Source organism: Brevibacterium jeotgali, assembly GCF_900169175.1.
In the GTDB taxonomy this organism is placed as follows: Bacteria; Actinomycetota; Actinomycetes; order Actinomycetales; family Brevibacteriaceae; genus Brevibacterium; species Brevibacterium jeotgali.
The window spans coordinates 16716-34328 of the sequence record NZ_FXZM01000010.1 but is presented as its reverse complement, the minus strand read 5'-3'; the positions used below and the strand labels follow the sequence as shown (position 1 = coordinate 34328).

General features: G+C 69.3%; 17 protein-coding genes. 2 read left to right on the top strand and 15 right to left on the bottom strand.

The window, feature by feature from the left end; translation table 11 throughout:
• Positions 1-6 precede the first annotated feature (6 nt).
• The gene (locus BJEO58_RS10630; protein WP_101589455.1) at positions 7-813 is read right to left on the bottom strand and encodes an SDR family oxidoreductase; all 807 of its coding nucleotides are present in this window, start codon (positions 811-813) and stop codon (positions 7-9) included.
• Between the two features lie 178 nt (positions 814-991).
• Between BJEO58_RS10630 and BJEO58_RS10625 the strand changes: the two genes are divergently transcribed.
• On the top strand, positions 992-2533 hold the full coding sequence (locus tag BJEO58_RS10625) for an AMP-binding protein (RefSeq protein WP_101589454.1): 1542 nt from the start codon (positions 992-994) through the stop codon (positions 2531-2533).
• Between the two features lie 78 nt (positions 2534-2611).
• Positions 2612-3376 (top strand): TetR/AcrR family transcriptional regulator, encoded by a 765-nt coding sequence (locus BJEO58_RS10620; RefSeq protein WP_101589453.1) that lies wholly within the window; start codon positions 2612-2614, stop codon positions 3374-3376.
• A 3-nt stretch (positions 3377-3379) separates the two neighbouring features.
• On the opposite strand, the gene BJEO58_RS10615 is transcribed toward BJEO58_RS10620, so the two are convergent.
• The 14 genes from BJEO58_RS10615 to BJEO58_RS10550 form a co-directional block, all read right to left on the bottom strand.
• Positions 3380-4003 carry an L-threonylcarbamoyladenylate synthase gene (locus BJEO58_RS10615; RefSeq protein ID WP_101589452.1) on the bottom strand — a complete coding sequence of 208 codons (624 nt, stop codon included), beginning with the start codon at positions 4001-4003 and terminating at the stop codon, positions 3380-3382.
• A gap of 22 nt (positions 4004-4025) precedes the next feature.
• Entirely contained in the window at positions 4026-5186 is a 1161-nt protein-coding gene (locus BJEO58_RS10610; protein WP_101589451.1) for an AI-2E family transporter, read from the bottom strand.
• Complete coding sequence (der, locus tag BJEO58_RS10605) at positions 5183-6700, bottom strand: ribosome biogenesis GTPase Der (RefSeq protein ID WP_101589450.1); 1518 nt, start codon at positions 6698-6700, stop codon at positions 5183-5185. The genes BJEO58_RS10610 and der overlap by 4 nt, the downstream gene beginning before the upstream one ends.
• Positions 6697-7359 carry a (d)CMP kinase gene (gene cmk / locus BJEO58_RS10600; protein ID WP_101589550.1) on the bottom strand — a complete coding sequence of 221 codons (663 nt, stop codon included), beginning with the start codon at positions 7357-7359 and terminating at the stop codon, positions 6697-6699. The genes der and cmk overlap by 4 nt, the downstream gene beginning before the upstream one ends.
• Before the next feature lie 42 nt (positions 7360-7401).
• Complete coding sequence (locus BJEO58_RS10595) at positions 7402-8547, bottom strand: prephenate dehydrogenase (RefSeq protein WP_101589449.1); 1146 nt, start codon at positions 8545-8547, stop codon at positions 7402-7404.
• A complete protein-coding gene (locus tag BJEO58_RS10590; protein ID WP_101589448.1) occupies positions 8544-9386 on the bottom strand; it encodes a pseudouridine synthase in 843 nt (280 codons plus the stop codon). Before BJEO58_RS10590 ends, BJEO58_RS10595 begins: the two co-directional genes overlap by 4 nt.
• Entirely contained in the window at positions 9383-9997 is a 615-nt protein-coding gene (scpB, locus tag BJEO58_RS10585) for an SMC-Scp complex subunit ScpB (RefSeq protein WP_101589447.1), read from the bottom strand. Before scpB ends, BJEO58_RS10590 begins: the two co-directional genes overlap by 4 nt.
• Entirely contained in the window at positions 9990-10901 is a 912-nt protein-coding gene (locus BJEO58_RS10580; protein ID WP_246075980.1) for a segregation and condensation protein A, read from the bottom strand. Before BJEO58_RS10580 ends, scpB begins: the two co-directional genes overlap by 8 nt.
• An 11-nt stretch (positions 10902-10912) precedes the next feature.
• A complete protein-coding gene (locus BJEO58_RS10575; protein WP_101589446.1) occupies positions 10913-11806 on the bottom strand; it encodes a ParA family protein in 894 nt (297 codons plus the stop codon).
• Positions 11807-11836: 30 nt separating this feature from the next.
• Positions 11837-12784, bottom strand: coding sequence for a site-specific tyrosine recombinase XerD (gene xerD, locus BJEO58_RS10570; RefSeq protein ID WP_101589548.1), 948 nt, complete (start codon positions 12782-12784; stop codon positions 11837-11839).
• A 1-nt stretch (position 12785) separates the two neighbouring features.
• Positions 12786-13436, bottom strand: a complete 651-nt coding sequence (locus BJEO58_RS10565) for an NUDIX domain-containing protein (RefSeq protein ID WP_246075979.1) — start codon at positions 13434-13436, stop codon at positions 12786-12788.
• Positions 13437-13446: 10 nt separating this feature from the next.
• Positions 13447-15171, bottom strand: coding sequence for a CTP synthase (pyrG, locus tag BJEO58_RS10560; protein ID WP_101589445.1), 1725 nt, complete (start codon positions 15169-15171; stop codon positions 13447-13449).
• On the bottom strand, positions 15143-16282 hold the full coding sequence (locus BJEO58_RS10555; protein WP_101589444.1) for a glycosyltransferase family protein: 1140 nt from the start codon (positions 16280-16282) through the stop codon (positions 15143-15145). The genes pyrG and BJEO58_RS10555 overlap by 29 nt, the downstream gene beginning before the upstream one ends.
• A gap of 94 nt (positions 16283-16376) precedes the next feature.
• Complete coding sequence (locus BJEO58_RS10550; protein ID WP_101589443.1) at positions 16377-17507, bottom strand: glycosyltransferase family 4 protein; 1131 nt, start codon at positions 17505-17507, stop codon at positions 16377-16379.
• Positions 17508-17613 lie beyond the last annotated feature (106 nt).

The following is a 17613-nucleotide window of genomic DNA, read 5'->3' as shown; positions in this document are numbered from 1 at the left end:
CGCTCGTCACGCGTCCTTGACGATCGTGCGCAGCTTCGCCTGGTATCGGCGCATGCCGGTCAGCCACCGGTCGTAGTCGGCGCCCTTCATGCGGTACATGTCGAGGACCTCCGGGTGCGGGAGGATGAGGAACTCCTCCTGCTCGACGGCATCGAGGACCGTGCGGGCGACATCCTCGGGGTCGAGGACGCCCCCTGCTTCGGAGACGGCCTTCTGCGCGGCGAGCGCGTCGCCTGTCTTCGGATTGTCCGGGTCGCCCCAGAGGATCTTCGTATCGACGCCCATGGGGGCGAGGACGGACACGCGGACACCGTCGTCTCCGTAGGTGACGGAGAGCCATTCTGCGAAGGCCAGTGCCGCGTGCTTCGTGACCGAGTAGCCGGCGGATCCGATCTGGGTCAGGAGACCCGCAGCCGAGGCCGTCGCGACGAAGTAGCCCGTCCCCCGTGCGGTCCAGTCCGGGATGAGCCGCTGCGCGGCTCTGATGTGCGCACGGAGGTTGACGTCGAGGACCGCGTCCCAGTCCTCGTCGTCTCCGAGGCCGGATGCCCCGCCGATGCCGGCGTTCGCGAAGTACAGGTCGACTTCTCCCAGCTGGGACCGGGCCGCATCGAGGAGACCGGTGACCCCGGCGGCCGAGGCCACGTCACCCGTCCACTGGGCCTGGCCGAGCCCCTCCGCAGTCTGTGCGACCGCAGGGTCGATATCGGCGAGGAGCACCCGGGCACCCCGCGAACCGAGTTCTCGAGCCAATGCGGCGCCGATGCCGCCCGCTGCTCCTGTCACGACCGCGCTACGTCCCTTGACGTCCATCTGGGCTCCTTCCCTGCCAGGCACATCCTTGTGAGCTGGCTTACCTCTATCTATAGTTGAGGATGACCTCGATTTCAAGTGTTGCCAATCGTTCGTTCAGTGCCGAACACCGAACCTGGCACCGCAGTGAAAGGGCCCCGTGGTCCTGATTCCACGGGCCGTGATCCGAAGGAGCCTCATGGCCGTCGACGACAAAGCACCCACCTCCCACCTCCCGGACATCCTGCTGCCGTGGGTGTCCGCCCGGCCGGACGCACCCGCACTGCTCACTCCCCCGGGAGACGGCCGCACAGTCCTCACCTGGTCGCGACTGCTGGCGGAAGCCGCTGCGGCACGGGACCGCTTCATCGGCGCGGGTCTGCAGCCCGGCGACAGGATCATCCTCATCGCACCGAGCTGCCCGGAGTTCGTCGCGGAGTTCTTCGGCGCGCAGGCCGCCGGGCTCGTCGTCGTCGCGGTGAATCCGCTCTCGACCTCACGCGAGATCGACTACCTGCTCGAGGACTCGGGTGCGCGACTCATCGTCGCCCACCCGTCTCGGGCGGAGGCCGGCCGCACCTCTGCCAAGGCCGCGGGAGTCGCGTACCGCCTCATCGACGCCGTCCCGTCCGACGGCCCGGAGATCCGTCCGGACGACCGCGGGGACGTCGACTTCACAGTGGTCGAACGGTCCCACGACGATCTTGCGGCGCTCCTCTACACCTCCGGCACCACCGGGCACCCCAAGGGCGCGATGCTCACCGTCGGGAACCTGCTGGCGACCGTCGACATCGTCGGTGAGATCACCGCCGTCGGACCTGACGACCACTGGGCGACGGGCCTGCCGCTCTTCCACGTGTTCGGCCTCGTCACCGTGACCCTGTCCTCTCTGCGGGCAGGGGTCCCGGTCACGCTGTTCCCCCGCTGGGATCCGCGGACGTTCGTGGAGGCGCTCACCGCCGATCGCGTCACGATCGTGTCGGGTGTGCCCACGATGTGGATGTCGGTGCTCGCCGAGGCCGCCGACAGCCCGGCTCCGACGCTGCGGGCGGTGAGTTCCGGCGGGGCGGCGATCTCCGCAGACGTCCTGAGACGCTTCGAGGAGCGCTACGCGGCGCCTGTCGTCGAAGGGTACGGGCTCACGGAGACCAGCGCGGTGGGCACCTTCAATCCGCTGCACGGGATCCGGAAGGTGGGCAGCGTCGGCCATGCGGTGCCGCGGATGGACGTGAAGGTCGTCGACCTCGACGGGAACGATGCCGCGCCCGGCGAGCCCGGCGAGGTGTGCCTCAGGGGTCCCGCCGTCATGCGCGGTTACTGGAACCGGCCCGAGGCGACCGCAGAGGTGCTCGATGACGACGGCTGGTTCCGCACGGGCGATATCGGGAAGCTCGATGAGGACGGATACCTCTTCATCGTCGACCGCATGAAGGACCTCATCATCCACGGGGGGTACAACGTGTACCCGCGCGAGGTGGAGGAGGTCCTGTACGAGATCCCCGGCGTGCGCGAGGCGGCGGTGGTCGGCACGCCCGACGATCGGTACGGACAGCAGGTCACCGCTGTCATCGCGCGCAGCGAGGGCTCGCAGCTCGACGCGGCCGAGGTCGAGCGCGTGACCCGCGAGGAGCTCGCGGCGTACAAGATCCCGCGGATCATCGAGTTCATCGACGAGCTGCCGAAGGGACCGTCGGGCAAGATCCTCAAACGGGCCCTCGTCAGCACCCCGAACGGATCATGAGCGGGATCGGTTCCCGATGATGGTCCCGATCGGTCCCGGGGAGCACTCCCCGCCGACCTCTGCACACGAGGAGTGACGATGAGCACCACATCCAGACCCAGTGGGCCGACGGGCGGCCGGAGACGCGACCCCCGGGACCTCACCCGCAAGGGCCGTCGCACGCGCAAGTCGCTCGTCGATGCCGCACGCGCGGTGTTCTACGAGCAGGGATACATCGATGCCCGACTGTCCGAGGTGACCGCACGCGCCGGCGTCTCGACGGGGACCCTCTACACGTACTTCGATGATCGCGAGCAGCTGCTCGCAGCGATCATCGACGACGCGTACGAGCGGTCCGTGCGTCCCGCGGGGTCGCGGCCGGCTGATGTGGGCGACCCGTTCCGCCGGATCTTCAACGGCAACCGCCGGTACGTCGAGGCATACCGCAAGAACTCCGATCTGATGGCTATCTTCGATCAGGCCGAGTACCTCGATGAAGCACTCAAGGTCCGGCGGATGGCTCGTGCATCCGACTTCGCGGAGCGCAATGCGCAGACCATCCGCAGGCTCCAGGACGAAGGGACCGTCGACCGCGGGGTCGAACCCCTCGTCGCCGCTCAGGCACTGTCGTTCATGGTGTCGACCCAGTGCCGATACGTCTACGTCCACGAACCCGACGCGAGGTACGCGGATGCCGCTGGAGCTCAGATGCTCGCGGATCACCTGACCCGACTGTGGTACTCCGCTCTGGGCGTCGACCCGGACCCGCTGCTGCAGACGTTCATCGCCGAGGCGCACCAGACCGACGCAGACGACGAGGTCGAGTCCCCGCCGCACGAGGACGAGCGGGCACGGCCCACGTGAACCTCACGCGAAGCGCGAGACGTCACCTGCACCTTCACGGCGCACGATCGGCGCACCTTCGGTGTAGTCGATGACGCTCGTGGGGGTGGTGCCGGGGACACCGGACTCGATGATGAGGTCGACATCACGGCCGATCGCATCCGCGACGTCCTGGGGCTCCGTGAGCGGATCCTCCTGACCGGGCAGCAGCAGTGTCGAGGACAGGATGGGCTCCCCCACCTCCTGCACCAGGGCCAGCGCAGTGGCGTTCTCCGGGATCCGCGCACCGACGGAGTTCTTCTTGGGGTGCATCATCTTCCGCGGCACCTCCTTCGTCGCCTTCATGATGAAGGTGTAAGGGCCCGGGATCAGAGACTTGATCGTGCGGAACGCAGAGTTGTCCACGATGACGAACTGGCCCAGCTGCGAGAACTCGTGGCACATGAGCGTGTAGTGGTGCTTGGAGTCGAGGCTGCGGATCCGCGCGATGCGTTCGATGCCCTCCTTGTTCCCCAGCGAGCAGCCCAGCGCATAGCAGGAATCCGTCGGATACGCGATGAGCCCACCGTTCCTGATGACCTCCGCGGCCTGGCGGATCAGGCGCGGCTGCGGGTCGACCGGGTGGATGGCGACTGTCTTCGCATTCATATCCACATCGTACGGGGTCTGCTCAGCCCGCCATGGGAACGACCACCTCTCGCGTGTTCCGGTCCGTGCCGCGCCGCCTGCCGATCGGCAGCCCCGATCCGGTGCGGAGGTCGGACGCGATGAGGTTGTTGACCCAGCGGGCCCGCGGGTCCGCATCGACGAGCAGAGCCTTCAGCAGCAGCGTCGCAGGGAGCGCGAGCAGCGCACCGAGCGCTCCGAGCACCCAGTACCAGAAGAGCAGCGACAGGAAGCTCACGAAGGGTGTGACCCCCACCGATTCCCCCGTGAACTTCGGCTGGATGATCGATTGGATCACGAAGTTGAGGACGCTGAACGCGATGACGACCCACAGTGCCGCCATCCACCCCTGGTCGACCAGGGCCAGCAGCGCGGGCGGCACGAGGCCGATGACGAAGCCCACGTTCGGGATGTAGTTCGTGAGGAACGCCAGCACGCCCCACACCAGCGCCAGCGGGACGCCGATGATCTCCAGCGCGATGACATCCAGCACGGCGACGATGAGACCGAAGATCGTCGCCACGACCCAGTACCTGCGCACGCCGTGGCCGAACGACGTCATGGCTGTCGCGAGCCGCGGACGCACGACCGCGGTGGCCAGGATCCGCTGACCGAACGACATCGAGTCCATGGCGACGAAGAACACCGCCATGACGACGGTCGTGAGCAGGGCGACCACGATCGAGACGTTGCTGAAGACCGCGCCTGCGGCTCCTGCTATCGAATTCGCATCGATCGCCGCGAGCTGGTCCTCGATGAACGTCGGGGTGAGCCCCATCGTCGCGAGCCACTGCGCCGAGTCCTGCACGATGGCGAGCATCTTCTCCGTGTAGGTCGGCAGCACCAGGACCAGCTGTGCGATGGACCATCCGGTCAGGGCGAAGAACGCGGCGAGCAGGGCGAGTACGACGAGGACCGTCACCATCGCCGCTGCGAAGCGCGGCACCCTCAGTCGGACGAGACGGGACTGCAGCGGATGCACGATGAGGACGAGGTTGAGCGCGAGGAACACCGGCGCGATGATGCTCTGGAGCTCGCGGACGACCAGGATCGTCACCGCGAGGGCGGCGATCCCCACTGTCACGAGGACATAGCGCGGCAGCGGGGTGCGGACCGACGGCGATTCCGCAGGCACTGCGGCGCCGTCGTGATCCGTGGTCGTCACCGCCGCTTCCTCTTCTCCCGGATCCGCATGCCCAGGTGGATGGGCGTCCCGGTGAAGTCGAACGTCTCCCTCAGCCGGCGCAGGATGAACCGCCTGTACCCGGGATCGAGGAACCCGGTCGTGAAGAGGACGATGTGCGGCGGCCGGCTGGAGACCTGCGTGCCGAAGAGGATCCGCGGCTGCTTGCCACCGCGCACGGGGTGCGGGTTCGCCGCGACGAGCTCACCGAGGAAGGCATTGAGCCGACTGGTCGGGATACGCATGTCCCAGCTCTGGAGCGCGTGCTCCATCGCAGGCACCAGCTTGTCCGCGTGGCGACCGGTCTTCGCGGAGATGTTCACCCGCGGGGCCCACGCGACGTGCGCCAGGTCCTTCTCGATCTCACGTCCCAGCCAGTGTCGACGCTCCTCATCGACAAGGTCCCACTTGTTGAACGCGAGCACGAGTGCTCGGCCCGCCTCCGTCGCACTGCGGACGATCCGGATGTCCTGCTCGCTGAGGGGTTCGTTCGCCTCCAGGAGGACGAGCGCGAGCTCTGCGCGCTCGAGCGCTGTCTGCGTCCGCAGAGACGCGTAGTAGTCGGCACCGCTCGCCTGTCGCGCACGCTTCTTGATGCCCGCCGTGTCGACGAACTTCCACGGCTTGCCTCCCAGCTCGACGATCTGGTCGACGGGATCGCGCGTCGTGCCCGCGACGTTGTCGACGATGACCCGCTCCTCCTTCGCCAGATGGTTGAGCAGCGAGGACTTCCCGACGTTGGGGCGCCCGACCAGCGCGATCCGTCGAGGTCCGCCCGGCTCTTCCGGGTCGTCGACCTCCGAGAAATCCGGCAGCGTCTCCATGATGACGTCCAGCAGGTCTGCGACGCCGCGGCCGTGCATCGCGGAGACGGTGCGCGGTTCGCCCAGCCCCAGCGCCCAGAGCTCGGCCGCCTGGATCTCACCGCGTTCGTCGTCGACCTTGTTCGCTGTGAGGATGACGGGCTTGCCCGCACGACGCAGCATGCGCACGACGTGCTCGTCGGTCGATGTCACACCCGTGGTCACGTCGACGATGAGCAGGACCGCGTCGGACTGGGAGACCGCGATCTCCGCCTGTCCCGCGATCCGCGAGGACATGCCGCGGACGTCGATGTCCCAGCCGCCGGTGTCCACGAGCGTGAGCGGTCGGCCGCCCCACTCCGCGCTGTACCGGACGCGGTCACGGGTCACACCGGGGACGTCCTCGACCACGGCCTCGCGCCGGCCCAGGATGCGGTTGACGAGCGTCGACTTGCCCACGTTCGGGCGGCCGACGATCGCGAGCACCGGAGCGGGGCGCACCAGCGGGGTCGCGTGCTCATCGGATTCGTAGGCGTCGAGCAGCTCGAGGTCGTCCTCCTCGAGCTCGTACGCCTCGAGTCCGCTGCGCAGGGACGCCGCGCGCTGCGCCGCCTCCTCGTCATCGATGCCGGCGACGCGATCGGCGAAGTCCTCGTCGGGGTCGGGGATGAAGTCGTCCTGGTCATCGCTCATGTCGTTGTGTCCTCCACGAGCCCGAGCACGGCTGCGACAGCCTGTTCGAAGCCCACGTCTGTCGTGTCGAGTGTGTGTACGCCGTCTGCCGCCGTGAGGAAGTCCGTCGTCGTCGAGTCCTTCGCGTCCCGGTCCACGACCAGCTTCCGCGTCGCGTCCACCGCTGCGGCGTCCGCGGTCCCGTGCAGTTCGGTGGACCGGCGCGCGATCCGCACGGATTCTTCGGCGGTCATGAGGATCCGGACCGGCGCGTCCGGTGCGACGACGGTCGTGATGTCCCGCCCCTCGACGACGATGCCGGGGGTCGTGTCGCCGATGATCTCACGCTGACGCTCGATGAGCTCGTCGCGCGCGTCCTGGACCGCCGACACCGTCTGGACGTTCTCCGACACGCGCGCTTCGCGGATGTCGTCGGTGATGTCCATCCCGTCGACCTCGACGCGGAAGTCGTCCGGATCGGTGGTGATCTCCAGGTCGGCACCGCGGATCAGTTCGACGACGTCTCCCGGGTCGGACACGCCGCGGTTGAGGCACAGCCAGGCCATGGCCCGGTACATGGCTCCCGTATCGAGGTAGCCGTACCCGAGTCGGCGCGCCACCTCTTGGGAGGTGCTGGATTTGCCGACGCCGCTGGGTCCGTCGATCGCGATGACGCTCATGTCGATGTGTGCCTCTCTCACTGCTTCTGTGCTCGGTCCACCCTATCCGGCTGAGTCGTCCCCCACCGCCGTACCGGTCGGGCGGGGGTCGTCTGGCTCCGCATGCTCCGGCAGTCGCCAGCCGCGCTGCTGCAGACCGAGCACGAGGTCCTGCTCACGATCGGGCAGCACCATGATGTCGAGGCTTCCCAGGCGGTGACCGGTCGCGTGGTCGATCCGGACGTCCTCGACGTTCACCCCGAGCGCGTGGACGTCCGTGAAGAGCTGCGCGAGTCCGCCCGGCTCGTCGCCCACGACGACGGTGACGATCGCGTAGACCATCGGCGCCTGACCGTGCTTGCCGGGGACACGGCGATGCCCCTCGTTGCCCGCTGCGATCGTGGAGGCGAGCACGGCGTAGCTGCCGGTCTCCAGCGTCAGGGCGTCCACGACCCGGTCCAGGTCATCGCGCAGTGCCGTGAGCACCCCGCGGACCTCTGCTGCGTTGCCCGCGAGGATCTGGGTCCACAGCCCCGGATCCGAGGCTGCGATCCGGATGACGTCCCGCAGTCCCTGTCCGGCCAGCGCGATGCCCTCGACCGGCATGTCTGTGAGCTGCGCCGCCATGAGCGACGAGACGACCTGGGGCACGTGGGAGACGCGGGCGACCGATGAGTCGTGGAATTCGGGCTCGAGATGGAGGACGGAGGCGCCCACGGCCTCGGCGACCGCCACGACCTGGTCGAGTCGGCGCGGAGGCGTGGCCTCATCCGAGCAGACCACCCAGGGGCGCGCCTCGAAGAGGTCGACCCGGGCGGACACGGCACCGGACCGCTCACGCCCGGCCATGGGATGGGAGCCGATGTAGCGATCGAGCTCCGTCCCGACCGTCTGCGCGCGCACGCGATCGAGGACGACCCCCTTGACGCTCGCCACGTCCGTGACGGTCGCGTCCGGCAGCGCCCGCAGCTGCGCGACGATGACGTCGGCGGCGACGTCGGGGGGCGCTGCGACGACGACGAGCCCCGTGTCCTCGTGCGGATCCGCGGCGGTGCCCGCGCCCATGTCCGACGCGAGGCGGACCGCTGTGGGCGATGCGTCCTCCAGAGTCACGGTGCAGCCGGCGCGCGTGAGCGCCAGGCCCAAGGACGTGCCGAGGAGCCCCGTACCCACGATGTGCACGCGGTCCGGGACATCCCCTCGGCTCACAGCTTGACGGCCTTCATGAGCTCGCCGACCTCGTGCGGGCGCAGGGTCCGCAGCTTCCCGGGACGCTGCTCTGCGAGCGCGATGGGGCCGAAGTGAGTGCGGACGAGCCGCTCGACCGGAGTGCCCACGGCTTCGAGCATCCGCCGCACGATCCGATTGCGACCGGAATGCAGCACGAGCTCGACGAGTGCGTGGCCCGGGGTCGAGTCGAGCAGGCGGAACGAGTCCGCATGAGCGATGCCGTCCTCCAGCTCGATCCCATCGCGCAGTCGTGCACCGGCGTCCTTGGGAACGGGTCCCCGCACCTGGGCGAGGTAGGTCTTGGGCACCTCGTACGACGGATGCGTGAGGCGGTTGGAGAGGTCGCCGTCGTTCGTCAGGAGGAGGAGCCCCTCCGTGTCGTAGTCGAGGCGGCCCACGTAGAAGAGGCGCTCCGGACGATCCCGCAGGTAGTCCGCGATCGTCTTCCGGCCCTCCGGGTCGCTCATCGACGTGACGACCTTCGCCGGCTTGTTGAGTGCGAGGTAGACGCGGTCCGCCTGCGTCGTGATCCGGAAGGTGTCGACGTGGACGGCCTGGGACTCCGGATCGATGCGGGTGCCGAGTTCGCGGACGACGACGCCGTCCACCTCCACCCGACCCTCTGCTATGAGGGATTCGCACGCGCGGCGCGAACCCAGTCCCGCATCGGCGAGGACCTTCTGCAGACGCACTCCGTCCTCGCGGTGGACGTCCGACACCTCCCCGGTGCCGGCGTTCGGCTGCTGACGGGCGGCGCGTTCACGACGCGAGGGTCGACGGGAACGATGTCCGGGGGAACGGGGATCCGATGAGCTCATTCCCCCATTATCCCGAATTCTGCGACGTCTGGGGCACCGGCCTCGCCGGTGCGGTTCGCCTCATCGCCTTCCGGGAGGAACGGAGCGATGTCCGGAAGGTCCTCGATCCGCTCCAGACCGGCCGCTTCGAGGAAGGCCGGCGTGGTGACGAAGCGCACGGCCCCCGTCGTGGGATCGGTGCCGGATTCGACGAGAAGCCCCCGCAGCAGCAGGGTTCGGACGACTCCATCGACGTTGACGCCGCGGATCGCGGAGATCCGTGCGCGGGTCACGGGCTGCCGGTATGCGACGACGGCAAGGGTCTCCAGCGCCGCCTGGGACAGCCTCGCCGAGTGTCCGGCAGTGAGGAAGGCCGCTACGAGATCGTGGTGCTCCGGGCGTGAGTAGATCCTCCAGCCGCCCGCGGCCCGGGCGAGTCGGAACCCGCGCCGGCGTGTTCCCCGCTCCCCGTCGTAGTCTGCGGCCAGTTCCTCGAGGGCCGCGGAGACCTCCTGCGGCTCGACACCCAGCCCGTCGCTCAGATGCTCGACCGTCACGGGCTGGTCGGCCACCATGAGGACGGCCTCGAGCCCTGCGAGCAGTTCGGCCGTGACCGGCCTCTCCTCACCCATCCGCGGTCTCCTCTCGCTCCGCATCCGCACTGCCGAGGTCCCGGTCGCCTCCGGCATCCCCCGCACCGCGGGCATCCGTCGCCGTCAGTGCGATCGTCAGCGGTCCGAGCGCCTCCGGCTGATCGAAGTCGCAGAGCCCCGCCTTGAACAGTTCGAGAACTGCGAGGAAGCGGGCGACGACGACCATCCTGGTCTCCGCGTCCTCGATGAGCGCGGCGAAGTCGATCTGCACCTCGTCTCGCAGGCGCGACAGCAGCAGCGCCCGCTGCTGAGGCACGGACACGTGGGCATCGTGCAGATGATCGAGCGCCACCGCGGGCGGAGTGCGGTCGCGGGACAGGACCGCGCCGAACACCGCTGCCAGCACCGGACCGGACGTGCTGAAGTCCAGGGGCGGGAGGATGTCCGTGAACTCCTTCTCGAGGGGAACCGCACGAGGGACCGCTCGAGCGGCCTCCCCCATCCGCTTCTCCAGCACACGGGAGACCTCCTTGTACGCCCGGTACTGCAGGAGCCGGGCGAAGAGCAGGTCGCGGGCCTCGAGCAGCTCGAGGTCGAGCTCGTCCTCGACATCCGCTCCCGGCAGCAGCCGCGCGAGCTTGAGGTCCAGCAGCGTCGAGGCGACGAGCAGGAAGTGGCTCAGTTCATCGAGGCTCTTCGTTCCCCGCAGTGTGGCCACATAGGCGAGGAAGTCGTCCGTGACCTCGGCGAGCGCGATGTCTGTGATGTCGAGGGAGCGGCGGGCGATGAGGTCAAGCAGCACGTCGAACGGGCCGGAGAAGTTCTCGAGGTCGACGGTGAAGCCCGCTGGGGCCCCGGCGTGCTCGGACCCGCCGCCGTGCTCCGGCACGCTGCCGGCGGGATCTGCCCCGCTCGGTGGGGCGACCGCAGCCTCAGCGGTCACGGACTGCATCGTCAGGGTGAGCCGCCGCGGGCGATGAGTTCCCGCGCGAGCCGCCGGTAGGCGTCCGCGCCCTTGTGGTTCGGCGCGAAGCTGATGATCGGCTCCGCCGCCACCGTCGCGTCGGGGAACTTCACGGTCCGGCTGATGACGGTGTCGAAGACGGTGTCGCCGAACGCATCGACGACGCTCGCGATGACTTCGCGGGAGTGGAGGGTCCTGCCGTCGAACATGGTGGCGAGGATCCCGTCGATCGCGAGCGACGGATTCAGGCGATCCTGCACCTTCTCGATCGTCTCCACGAGCAGCGCGACGCCGCGCAGCGCGAAGAACTCCGTCTCCAGCGGGATGATCACGCCGTGCGCGGCGGTCAGCGCGTTGACGGTCAGCAGGCCGAGCGACGGCTGGCAGTCGACCAGGATCACGTCGTACTCGTCGGCGACCCTCGCCAGTGCCCGCGCGAGCACCTGCTCGCGTGCGACCTCGCCCACGAGCTGGATCTCGGCTGCGGACAGGTCGATGTTCGCGGGCATCACGTGGATGTTGTCCACGGCGGTCTCATGGATGACCTCGTGGGGATCGATCCGTGCACTCATGAGGACGTTGTAGACGGACTTCTCGAGTGCGTTCGGGTTGATGCCCAGTCCCACGGACAGCGCACCCTGCGGATCGAAGTCGACGAGCAGGACTCGTCGGCCGTAGGCGGCGAGTGCGGCGCCCAGATTGATCGACGACGTCGTCTTCCCGACGCCGCCCTTCTGGTTGACCATTGCGATGGTCCGTGCGGGCCCGTGACCGTCGAGCGGCGCGGGTTCCGGGTGCTCCCGGGCGGGGCGTCCGGTGGGGCCCAGCGGTGCGTCGGCCGCGATTTCGAGCCGCTGCTGCGAGTCTGCCACGTGCTTCCTCATCTCCTTGCTGCTGCTGCGGTGGATGTCAGCCTATCGCGCGCGGGGGTGCGACGAGGCGTAGACCTCGCGGAGCGTCTGCGCTGTCACCCTCGTGTAGATCTGCGTCGTCACGACGGAGGCGTGTCCCAGCAGCTCCTGGACGACCCGGATGTCCGCGCCTCCCTCCAGCAGATGGGTGGCGAAGGAGTGGCGCAGGGTGTGCGGCGTGACGTCGTCGACGCCTGCGAGCCCCGCGGCGCGGCGGACCAGGGTCCAGGCCGACTGACGACTGAGCCTGCCGCCGCGCTGGTTGAGGAAGACCGCTCCCGCCCGGTCCGAGGCCTGTGCACGACGGTCGGCGAAGCGGGGGCGGTCCCGAACGATCCACGCGTCGAGTGCCGCGCGCGCGTGTGAGCCGACGGGCACCAGCCGCTCTCTGGAGCCCTTGCCGTAGAGACGGACAGTGCCGCGTGCGAGGTCCAGGTCGTCGAGGTCGAGGCCCACTGCCTCACTGATCCGAGCACCTGTGCCGTAGAGCAGCTCGAGCAGTGCCGCGGCCCTCCGCTGGACCGGCTCCTCCCCGTCGGTCGTGGCGAGCAGTGCTTCGATCTGCTCCACCGTGAGAGCCGATGGCAGGCTGTCCGCCTGACGCGGGGGCGGCAGTGCGGCTGCGGGGTCGCCGTCGACCCGCCCTTCCCCCAGGAGGTGGTCGTGCAGCCTGCGCACGGCCACCCCGATCCGTGCCTGCGACGCGGCTGCGAGCCGCGCCGACCCGAGTTCGCTGCGGAACGCGAGGAGGTCTTCCTCCGTCACCTCCGCGAATCCGCTCACACCGCGCTCGTGGAGCCACTGGATGTACCTCGACAGATCGCGCGCATAGGCGTCCACCGTGTTCCGGGACAGGCCGCGTTCCAGTTCGATATGGGCGAGGTAGTCCGCGACCGGATCGTGCAGAGGCGCTGCAACCTCGTGGAGCAGCTCCGCGCCGTGGCGTGCCACGTCAGACCCGGCTGCCCGGCCACGGCGCATCGACCGGACGCAGGTCCGTCCAGCCGCGCTCGCGCGCCCTGTCCGCATGGAGGATCGCCAGGCACGCGGTCGCGTTGCCGATGCTGCCTGCGAGCACTGCGTCGACCGCCTCTGCGAGCGGCGTCCACCTGACGACGATCCCGCGCTCCTCCCCCACGCGGTCTGTGCGCTGCGCGTGCGGCAGGGCATCGATTCCGCGAGCGAGGTAGATGCGGATGATCTCCGTCGATCCGCCCGGGGTCGTGTACATGTCTGCGAGCGTGTGCCATTCCTCCGCGCGGATGTCGGCTTCCTCGCCCAGTTCGCGCGCGGCGGCGACCGCCGGGTCCTCTCCGTCGATGTCCCGGAGTCCTGCCGGGACCTCCCAGTCCCGCATGCGGATGGGATGCCGGTACTGGCGGATGAGGAGGACGCGGTCCTCGTCGTCGATCGCCGCGACGGCGACCGCGCCGGTGTGTGCGAGGACATCACGGGTGAGCGCGCCCCCGGCCTCCGGCAGGTCGAACGACTCGCGCACCACGTCCCAGACCGCTCCTCGATACACGGTCGACCGTTCGTGCACCTCGACGTCGACGCTCTCGTCGGACAGGGGGACGTCCGTCCCGCTCCTCGTGTCCTTCACCCGATCCTCCTCACGCACGGGTGCGCTCCTGGGCGGCCCGCACAAGGCCCGCGAAGAGAGGATGGGGTCTGGTCGGTCGGCTGCGGAACTCCGGATGCGCCTGCGTCGCGACGTAGAAGGGGTGGATGTCCTCCGGCAGTTCCACGAACTCGACCAGAGTCCCGTCAGGCGAGGTGCCGGCGACGCGCAGGCCCGCGTCCTCGAGCCGTGACCGGTAGCCGCCATTCACCTCGTAGCGGTGTCGATGGCGTTCGTGAACCTCCGTCGTGCCGTAGGCGGCGGCGGTGACGGTGTCCTCCCCGAGCACCGCGGGGAAGCGCCCCAGACGCATCGTGCCGCCCAGGTCCGCCGCGCCGTCGACGATCGCACGCTGCTCCTCGAGGGTCGCGATGACGGGTTCCGCGGTGTCCGGGTCGAACTCGGTCGACGACGCGTCTGCGAGCCCCAGGACGGACCGCGCGTACTCGATCACCATGCACTGCATCCCGAGGCACAGCCCCAGCGCCGGCAGACCCGTGGTCCGGGCGTAGGTGAGCGCCCCGAGCTTCCCCTCGATGCCGCGGATGCCGAACCCTCCGGGCACGCAGATCGCGTCGACGTCCTCCAGCTGGGCCGCAGCGCCCTCCGGCGTCTCGCACGAGTCGGACGGGATCCAGCGGACCTCGACCCGGGCATCGTGCGCGAGGCCGCCGTGCCGCAGAGCCTCGGTGACCGACAGGTACGCGTCCGGCAGGTCGATGTACTTGCCGACCAGGCCCACGGTGACAGCTGCGGAAGGGTGGTGGACGCGCTCGAGCAGAGCATCCCACGTGCGCCAATCGACGTCCCGGAACGGGAGGTCGAGGCGACGCACCGCGTAGACGTCGAGTCCCCCGTCGTGGAGGACGCGCGGGATGTCGTAGATGCTCGGAGCGTCGACGCACGGCACCACGGCCTCGAGGTCGACGTCGCACGACGCGGAGATCTTCTGCCGGATCGACTCGGGCAGGTCCCGGTCCGCACGGAGCACGAGCGCGTCGGGAGTGATCCCGATGGATCGCAGCTGTGCGACGGAGTGCTGGGTCGGCTTCGTCTTCAGCTCGCCGCTGGGGGCGAGGAAGGGCACGAGTGACACGTGGATGAAGAGCGCGTTCTCACGGCCGATGTCGTGGCGGACCTGTCGGGCCGCCTCGAGGAACGGCAGCGACTCGATGTCGCCGACGGTGCCGCCGATCTCCGTGATGATGACGTCCGGAGCCCGGCCGTCGGTCCGCTGCGCCTGTGCCCTCATCCGGGCCTTGATCTCGTCGGTGATGTGCGGGATCACCTGGACGGTGTCGCCCAGGAACTCCCCGCGCCGCTCCTTCGCGATGACGGACGAGTAGACCTGGCCCGTCGTGATGTTCGCCGCGGCGTCCAGGGAGACGTCGAGGAAGCGTTCGTAGTGCCCGATGTCGAGGTCCGTCTCCGCACCGTCTTCGGTGATGAAGACCTCTCCGTGCTGGAACGGGTTCATCGTTCCGGGATCCACGTTCAGGTAGGGATCGAGCTTCTGCATCGCGACCCGCAGTCCGCGTCTGCCGAGGAGATGGCCGAGGCTCGAAGCCGTGAGACCCTTCCCCAGCGAGGATGCGACGCCACCGGTGACGAAGATCTGTCGAGTCTGCTGGACGCCGTCGGATTTCAGTCGTTTCTCCACGGACCTCCATACTACCAGCCTCGATCCGTCACCGTCGGTGAGCGAGCGCCTCCGCATACACGTCGAGGAGGTCGTCTGCGATGAGCGCAGCCGGGTCGACGTCGTCGACGCGCCGCTTCACGGCGAAGGCGGCAGACGTCCGCTCCTGCGGAGAGTCCACAAGAGAGGTGATCGCCCGCAGCAGTCCAGGCGTGTCGTCTGCGTCGACACGCGGTGCGGCGTCACCCCACGGACGGGCTGCGCGCGCGTTCCCCAGGACCACCGTCGCCCGTCCCAGCTGCATGAGCCCGTCGACGTCCACGCCCGTCATGTCCTTCGAGCCCACGACGATGTCCGCAGCTGCCAGCACATCCACGACCGATCCTTCGTCGGCGAGCACGACCGGGTGCGTGCGGGTGAAGGAGTTCTCGATCGTGCTGCGTTCGCGGCCTGCACCGGTGAGGGCGAAGACCACGCGCCGATCCGGTCGGTGATCGAACATCGTGAGGGCGGCCTCGAGGAAGGTCGTGAGGTCGTCGCCGTCGGACAGCCGCATGGGCGTGGCGACGAGGAAGGAGCCTGACGGCAGTCCGAGGTTCTCGCGCACCTGCGCGCGGCCGACGGTGGGCGCCAGGCGCTGCCGGACATCGGGACGGCGCAGCTGGGCGCGCTCCGTGACCGGCACCGAGTCGGTGAAGTGCGCGGAGGTGGGGGCAGTGGTGCCCAGGACGACGGCCGCGGTCCTCTCGACGATCTTCGCGGAGGCGCCGTCGACGACGTTCGAGGCGCGGAAGCGGCCGATCGTCGCGACGAGTGCGGGGCGCATGCGTGCGGGCAGCCCGGTCTGAGCGGCGCCGGCGAGGGCGGCGGCGTGCAGACCGTGGGCATGGACCACGTCGACGTAGCGGTAGTGCTGATGGAGAGTGAGGCTGCTGCTGGGATCTGCACCGGTCACGCGGTCGCGCGCGCCGATCGGGATGATCGCCAGCTCCGGCGAGTGCGGAAGGTCCAGACGGCTGATCACGGATGTGCGTGCGGCGACCGCCACCTGTCTCCCCGCTGCCAGGTGTCCGCGGATCGCGTCCACGGCGACTTCGCCGATGACACCGCGCGTCGTCGTGACGACGTGGAGTATGCGGGCATCAGGAGCCGGCCCGATCGACGCGGGCTCTCCGTGATCTTCGAACATGTGCGCATCCTTCCGATCCTGCGACAGTGCGCGGACCGTCAGAGAGCGGTAGGGGCACCGTCCTGGGTCGCACGCGACTTCACCGGTCCACAGCCTACCGGCTGACCTCCGTGTACGCCGCCCGGACCGTCTGCGCGGCCTCCTCCTCGTCAGGCAGGTCGAGCGCACGCAGTGCTGCCCTCCGCCCCAGATCAGCGCGGAGCTGTGAATCGTCGAGGAGAGTGCGCAGACCTGCGGCGAACGCCTGCGGGTCGCCCTGGGGAACGAGGATGCCGGCGTCCCCGACGAGCTCCGGGGTTCCGCCGGTCGCAGTCGCGACGATCGCTCTGCCGGCCAGCATCGCCTCCTGCAGCACGAGCGCGCGGGCCTCCCACCGGCTGGAGAGGAGGAACACGTCGCTCACCTGGTTGAGTGCGGCGACGTCGCTCCGCTGCCCGAGGAAGTGCACGGCAGGTCTGCGCCCGTTCTGCGCGTGCTCCTCGATCCGACGGGTGAGACGCTCCTGCTCCTGCTCGTCCGCAGACCCTGCGATGAGGCACTGCGCCTCCGGGTGGTCGTGCGCGATGTCTGCGAGCGCATCGATGAGGACGTCATAGTCCTTCTGCGGCGCGATGCGGCCGACCGCCAGCAGCAGCGCGGCGCTGCGGGAGATCCCCAGCTCCCGGGTCAGGGAGGCGCGCAGCAGTGCGGAGTTCACGTCTTCGACCACTCCCTGCGGCGGCGATGCCGCCGGAGCGAAGCGGGAGCGTCCCGCACCCAGGTCCTGCGCGAGGTCGACCAGGTCCTGGCTTGCGCCGAGGACGAGGTCGGCACCCCGCGCGATCGCGGTGGCGACCGTCCTCTCGAGCCGTCCGCGCATCCCCTGGCCCATGAGTGTGTTGTGCCAGCTCGACACGAACCCCGGACGCCTCCTCATCACCGACAGCGCGGCCAGGGTCACCAGGGATGCGCGGAAGCCGTGCGCGTGGACGACGTCGGCCCGGAATGTGGTCACCAGGCGACGGAGCCTGGTGACGACCGCGGCGTCGGCCGGACCGACGGTCGTGCTGATCGGGAGCGGGGCGAAGCGGACGCGGGGGCGGTCGTCGAATCCGAAGTGCTCCTGCGTCTGCGGAGGGCCGATGACGCCCACGGTGTCACCCGCCTGCGCGAGACTGCGGGCGAGTGCGGCGACGTGTGTGCCGACTCCGCCCGTCGATGTGCCCAGCACGATGAGGACCCGCATGCGTCGATTCCCTTCACGTCGCCGGACGGTGCAGGGCCCCGCATCTGCGGGACCAGGGTTCCAGGCTATCGCCCCGCGGCCGGTCGGTGGAGCATCGCCACCCGGG

What these genes read in the sequence shown, in the direction of transcription:
- BJEO58_RS10630 (WP_101589455.1), bottom strand. Translation starts at nt 813, where the DNA reads ATGGACGTCAAGGGACGTAGCGCGGTCGTGACAGGAGCAGCGGGCGGC.
- BJEO58_RS10575 (WP_101589446.1), bottom strand. Translation starts at nt 11,806, where the DNA reads ATGAGGAAGCACGTGGCAGACTCGCAGCAGCGGCTCGAAATCGCGGCC.
- BJEO58_RS10620 (WP_101589453.1), top strand. Translation starts at nt 2,612, where the DNA reads ATGAGCACCACATCCAGACCCAGTGGGCCGACGGGCGGCCGGAGACGC.
- BJEO58_RS10590 (WP_101589448.1), bottom strand. Translation starts at nt 9,386, where the DNA reads ATGAGCTCATCGGATCCCCGTTCCCCCGGACATCGTTCCCGTCGACCC.
- BJEO58_RS10555 (WP_101589444.1), bottom strand. Translation starts at nt 16,282, where the DNA reads ATGTTCGAAGATCACGGAGAGCCCGCGTCGATCGGGCCGGCTCCTGAT.
- scpB (WP_101589447.1), bottom strand. Translation starts at nt 9,997, where the DNA reads ATGGGTGAGGAGAGGCCGGTCACGGCCGAACTGCTCGCAGGGCTCGAG.
- BJEO58_RS10615 (WP_101589452.1), bottom strand. Translation starts at nt 4,003, where the DNA reads ATGAATGCGAAGACAGTCGCCATCCACCCGGTCGACCCGCAGCCGCGC.
- der (WP_101589450.1), bottom strand. Translation starts at nt 6,700, where the DNA reads ATGAGCGATGACCAGGACGACTTCATCCCCGACCCCGACGAGGACTTC.
- BJEO58_RS10625 (WP_101589454.1), top strand. Translation starts at nt 992, where the DNA reads ATGGCCGTCGACGACAAAGCACCCACCTCCCACCTCCCGGACATCCTG.
- cmk (WP_101589550.1), bottom strand. Translation starts at nt 7,359, where the DNA reads ATGAGCGTCATCGCGATCGACGGACCCAGCGGCGTCGGCAAATCCAGC.
- BJEO58_RS10550 (WP_101589443.1), bottom strand. Translation starts at nt 17,507, where the DNA reads ATGCGGGTCCTCATCGTGCTGGGCACATCGACGGGCGGAGTCGGCACA.
- pyrG (WP_101589445.1), bottom strand. Translation starts at nt 15,171, where the DNA reads ATGCGGAGGCGCTCGCTCACCGACGGTGACGGATCGAGGCTGGTAGTA.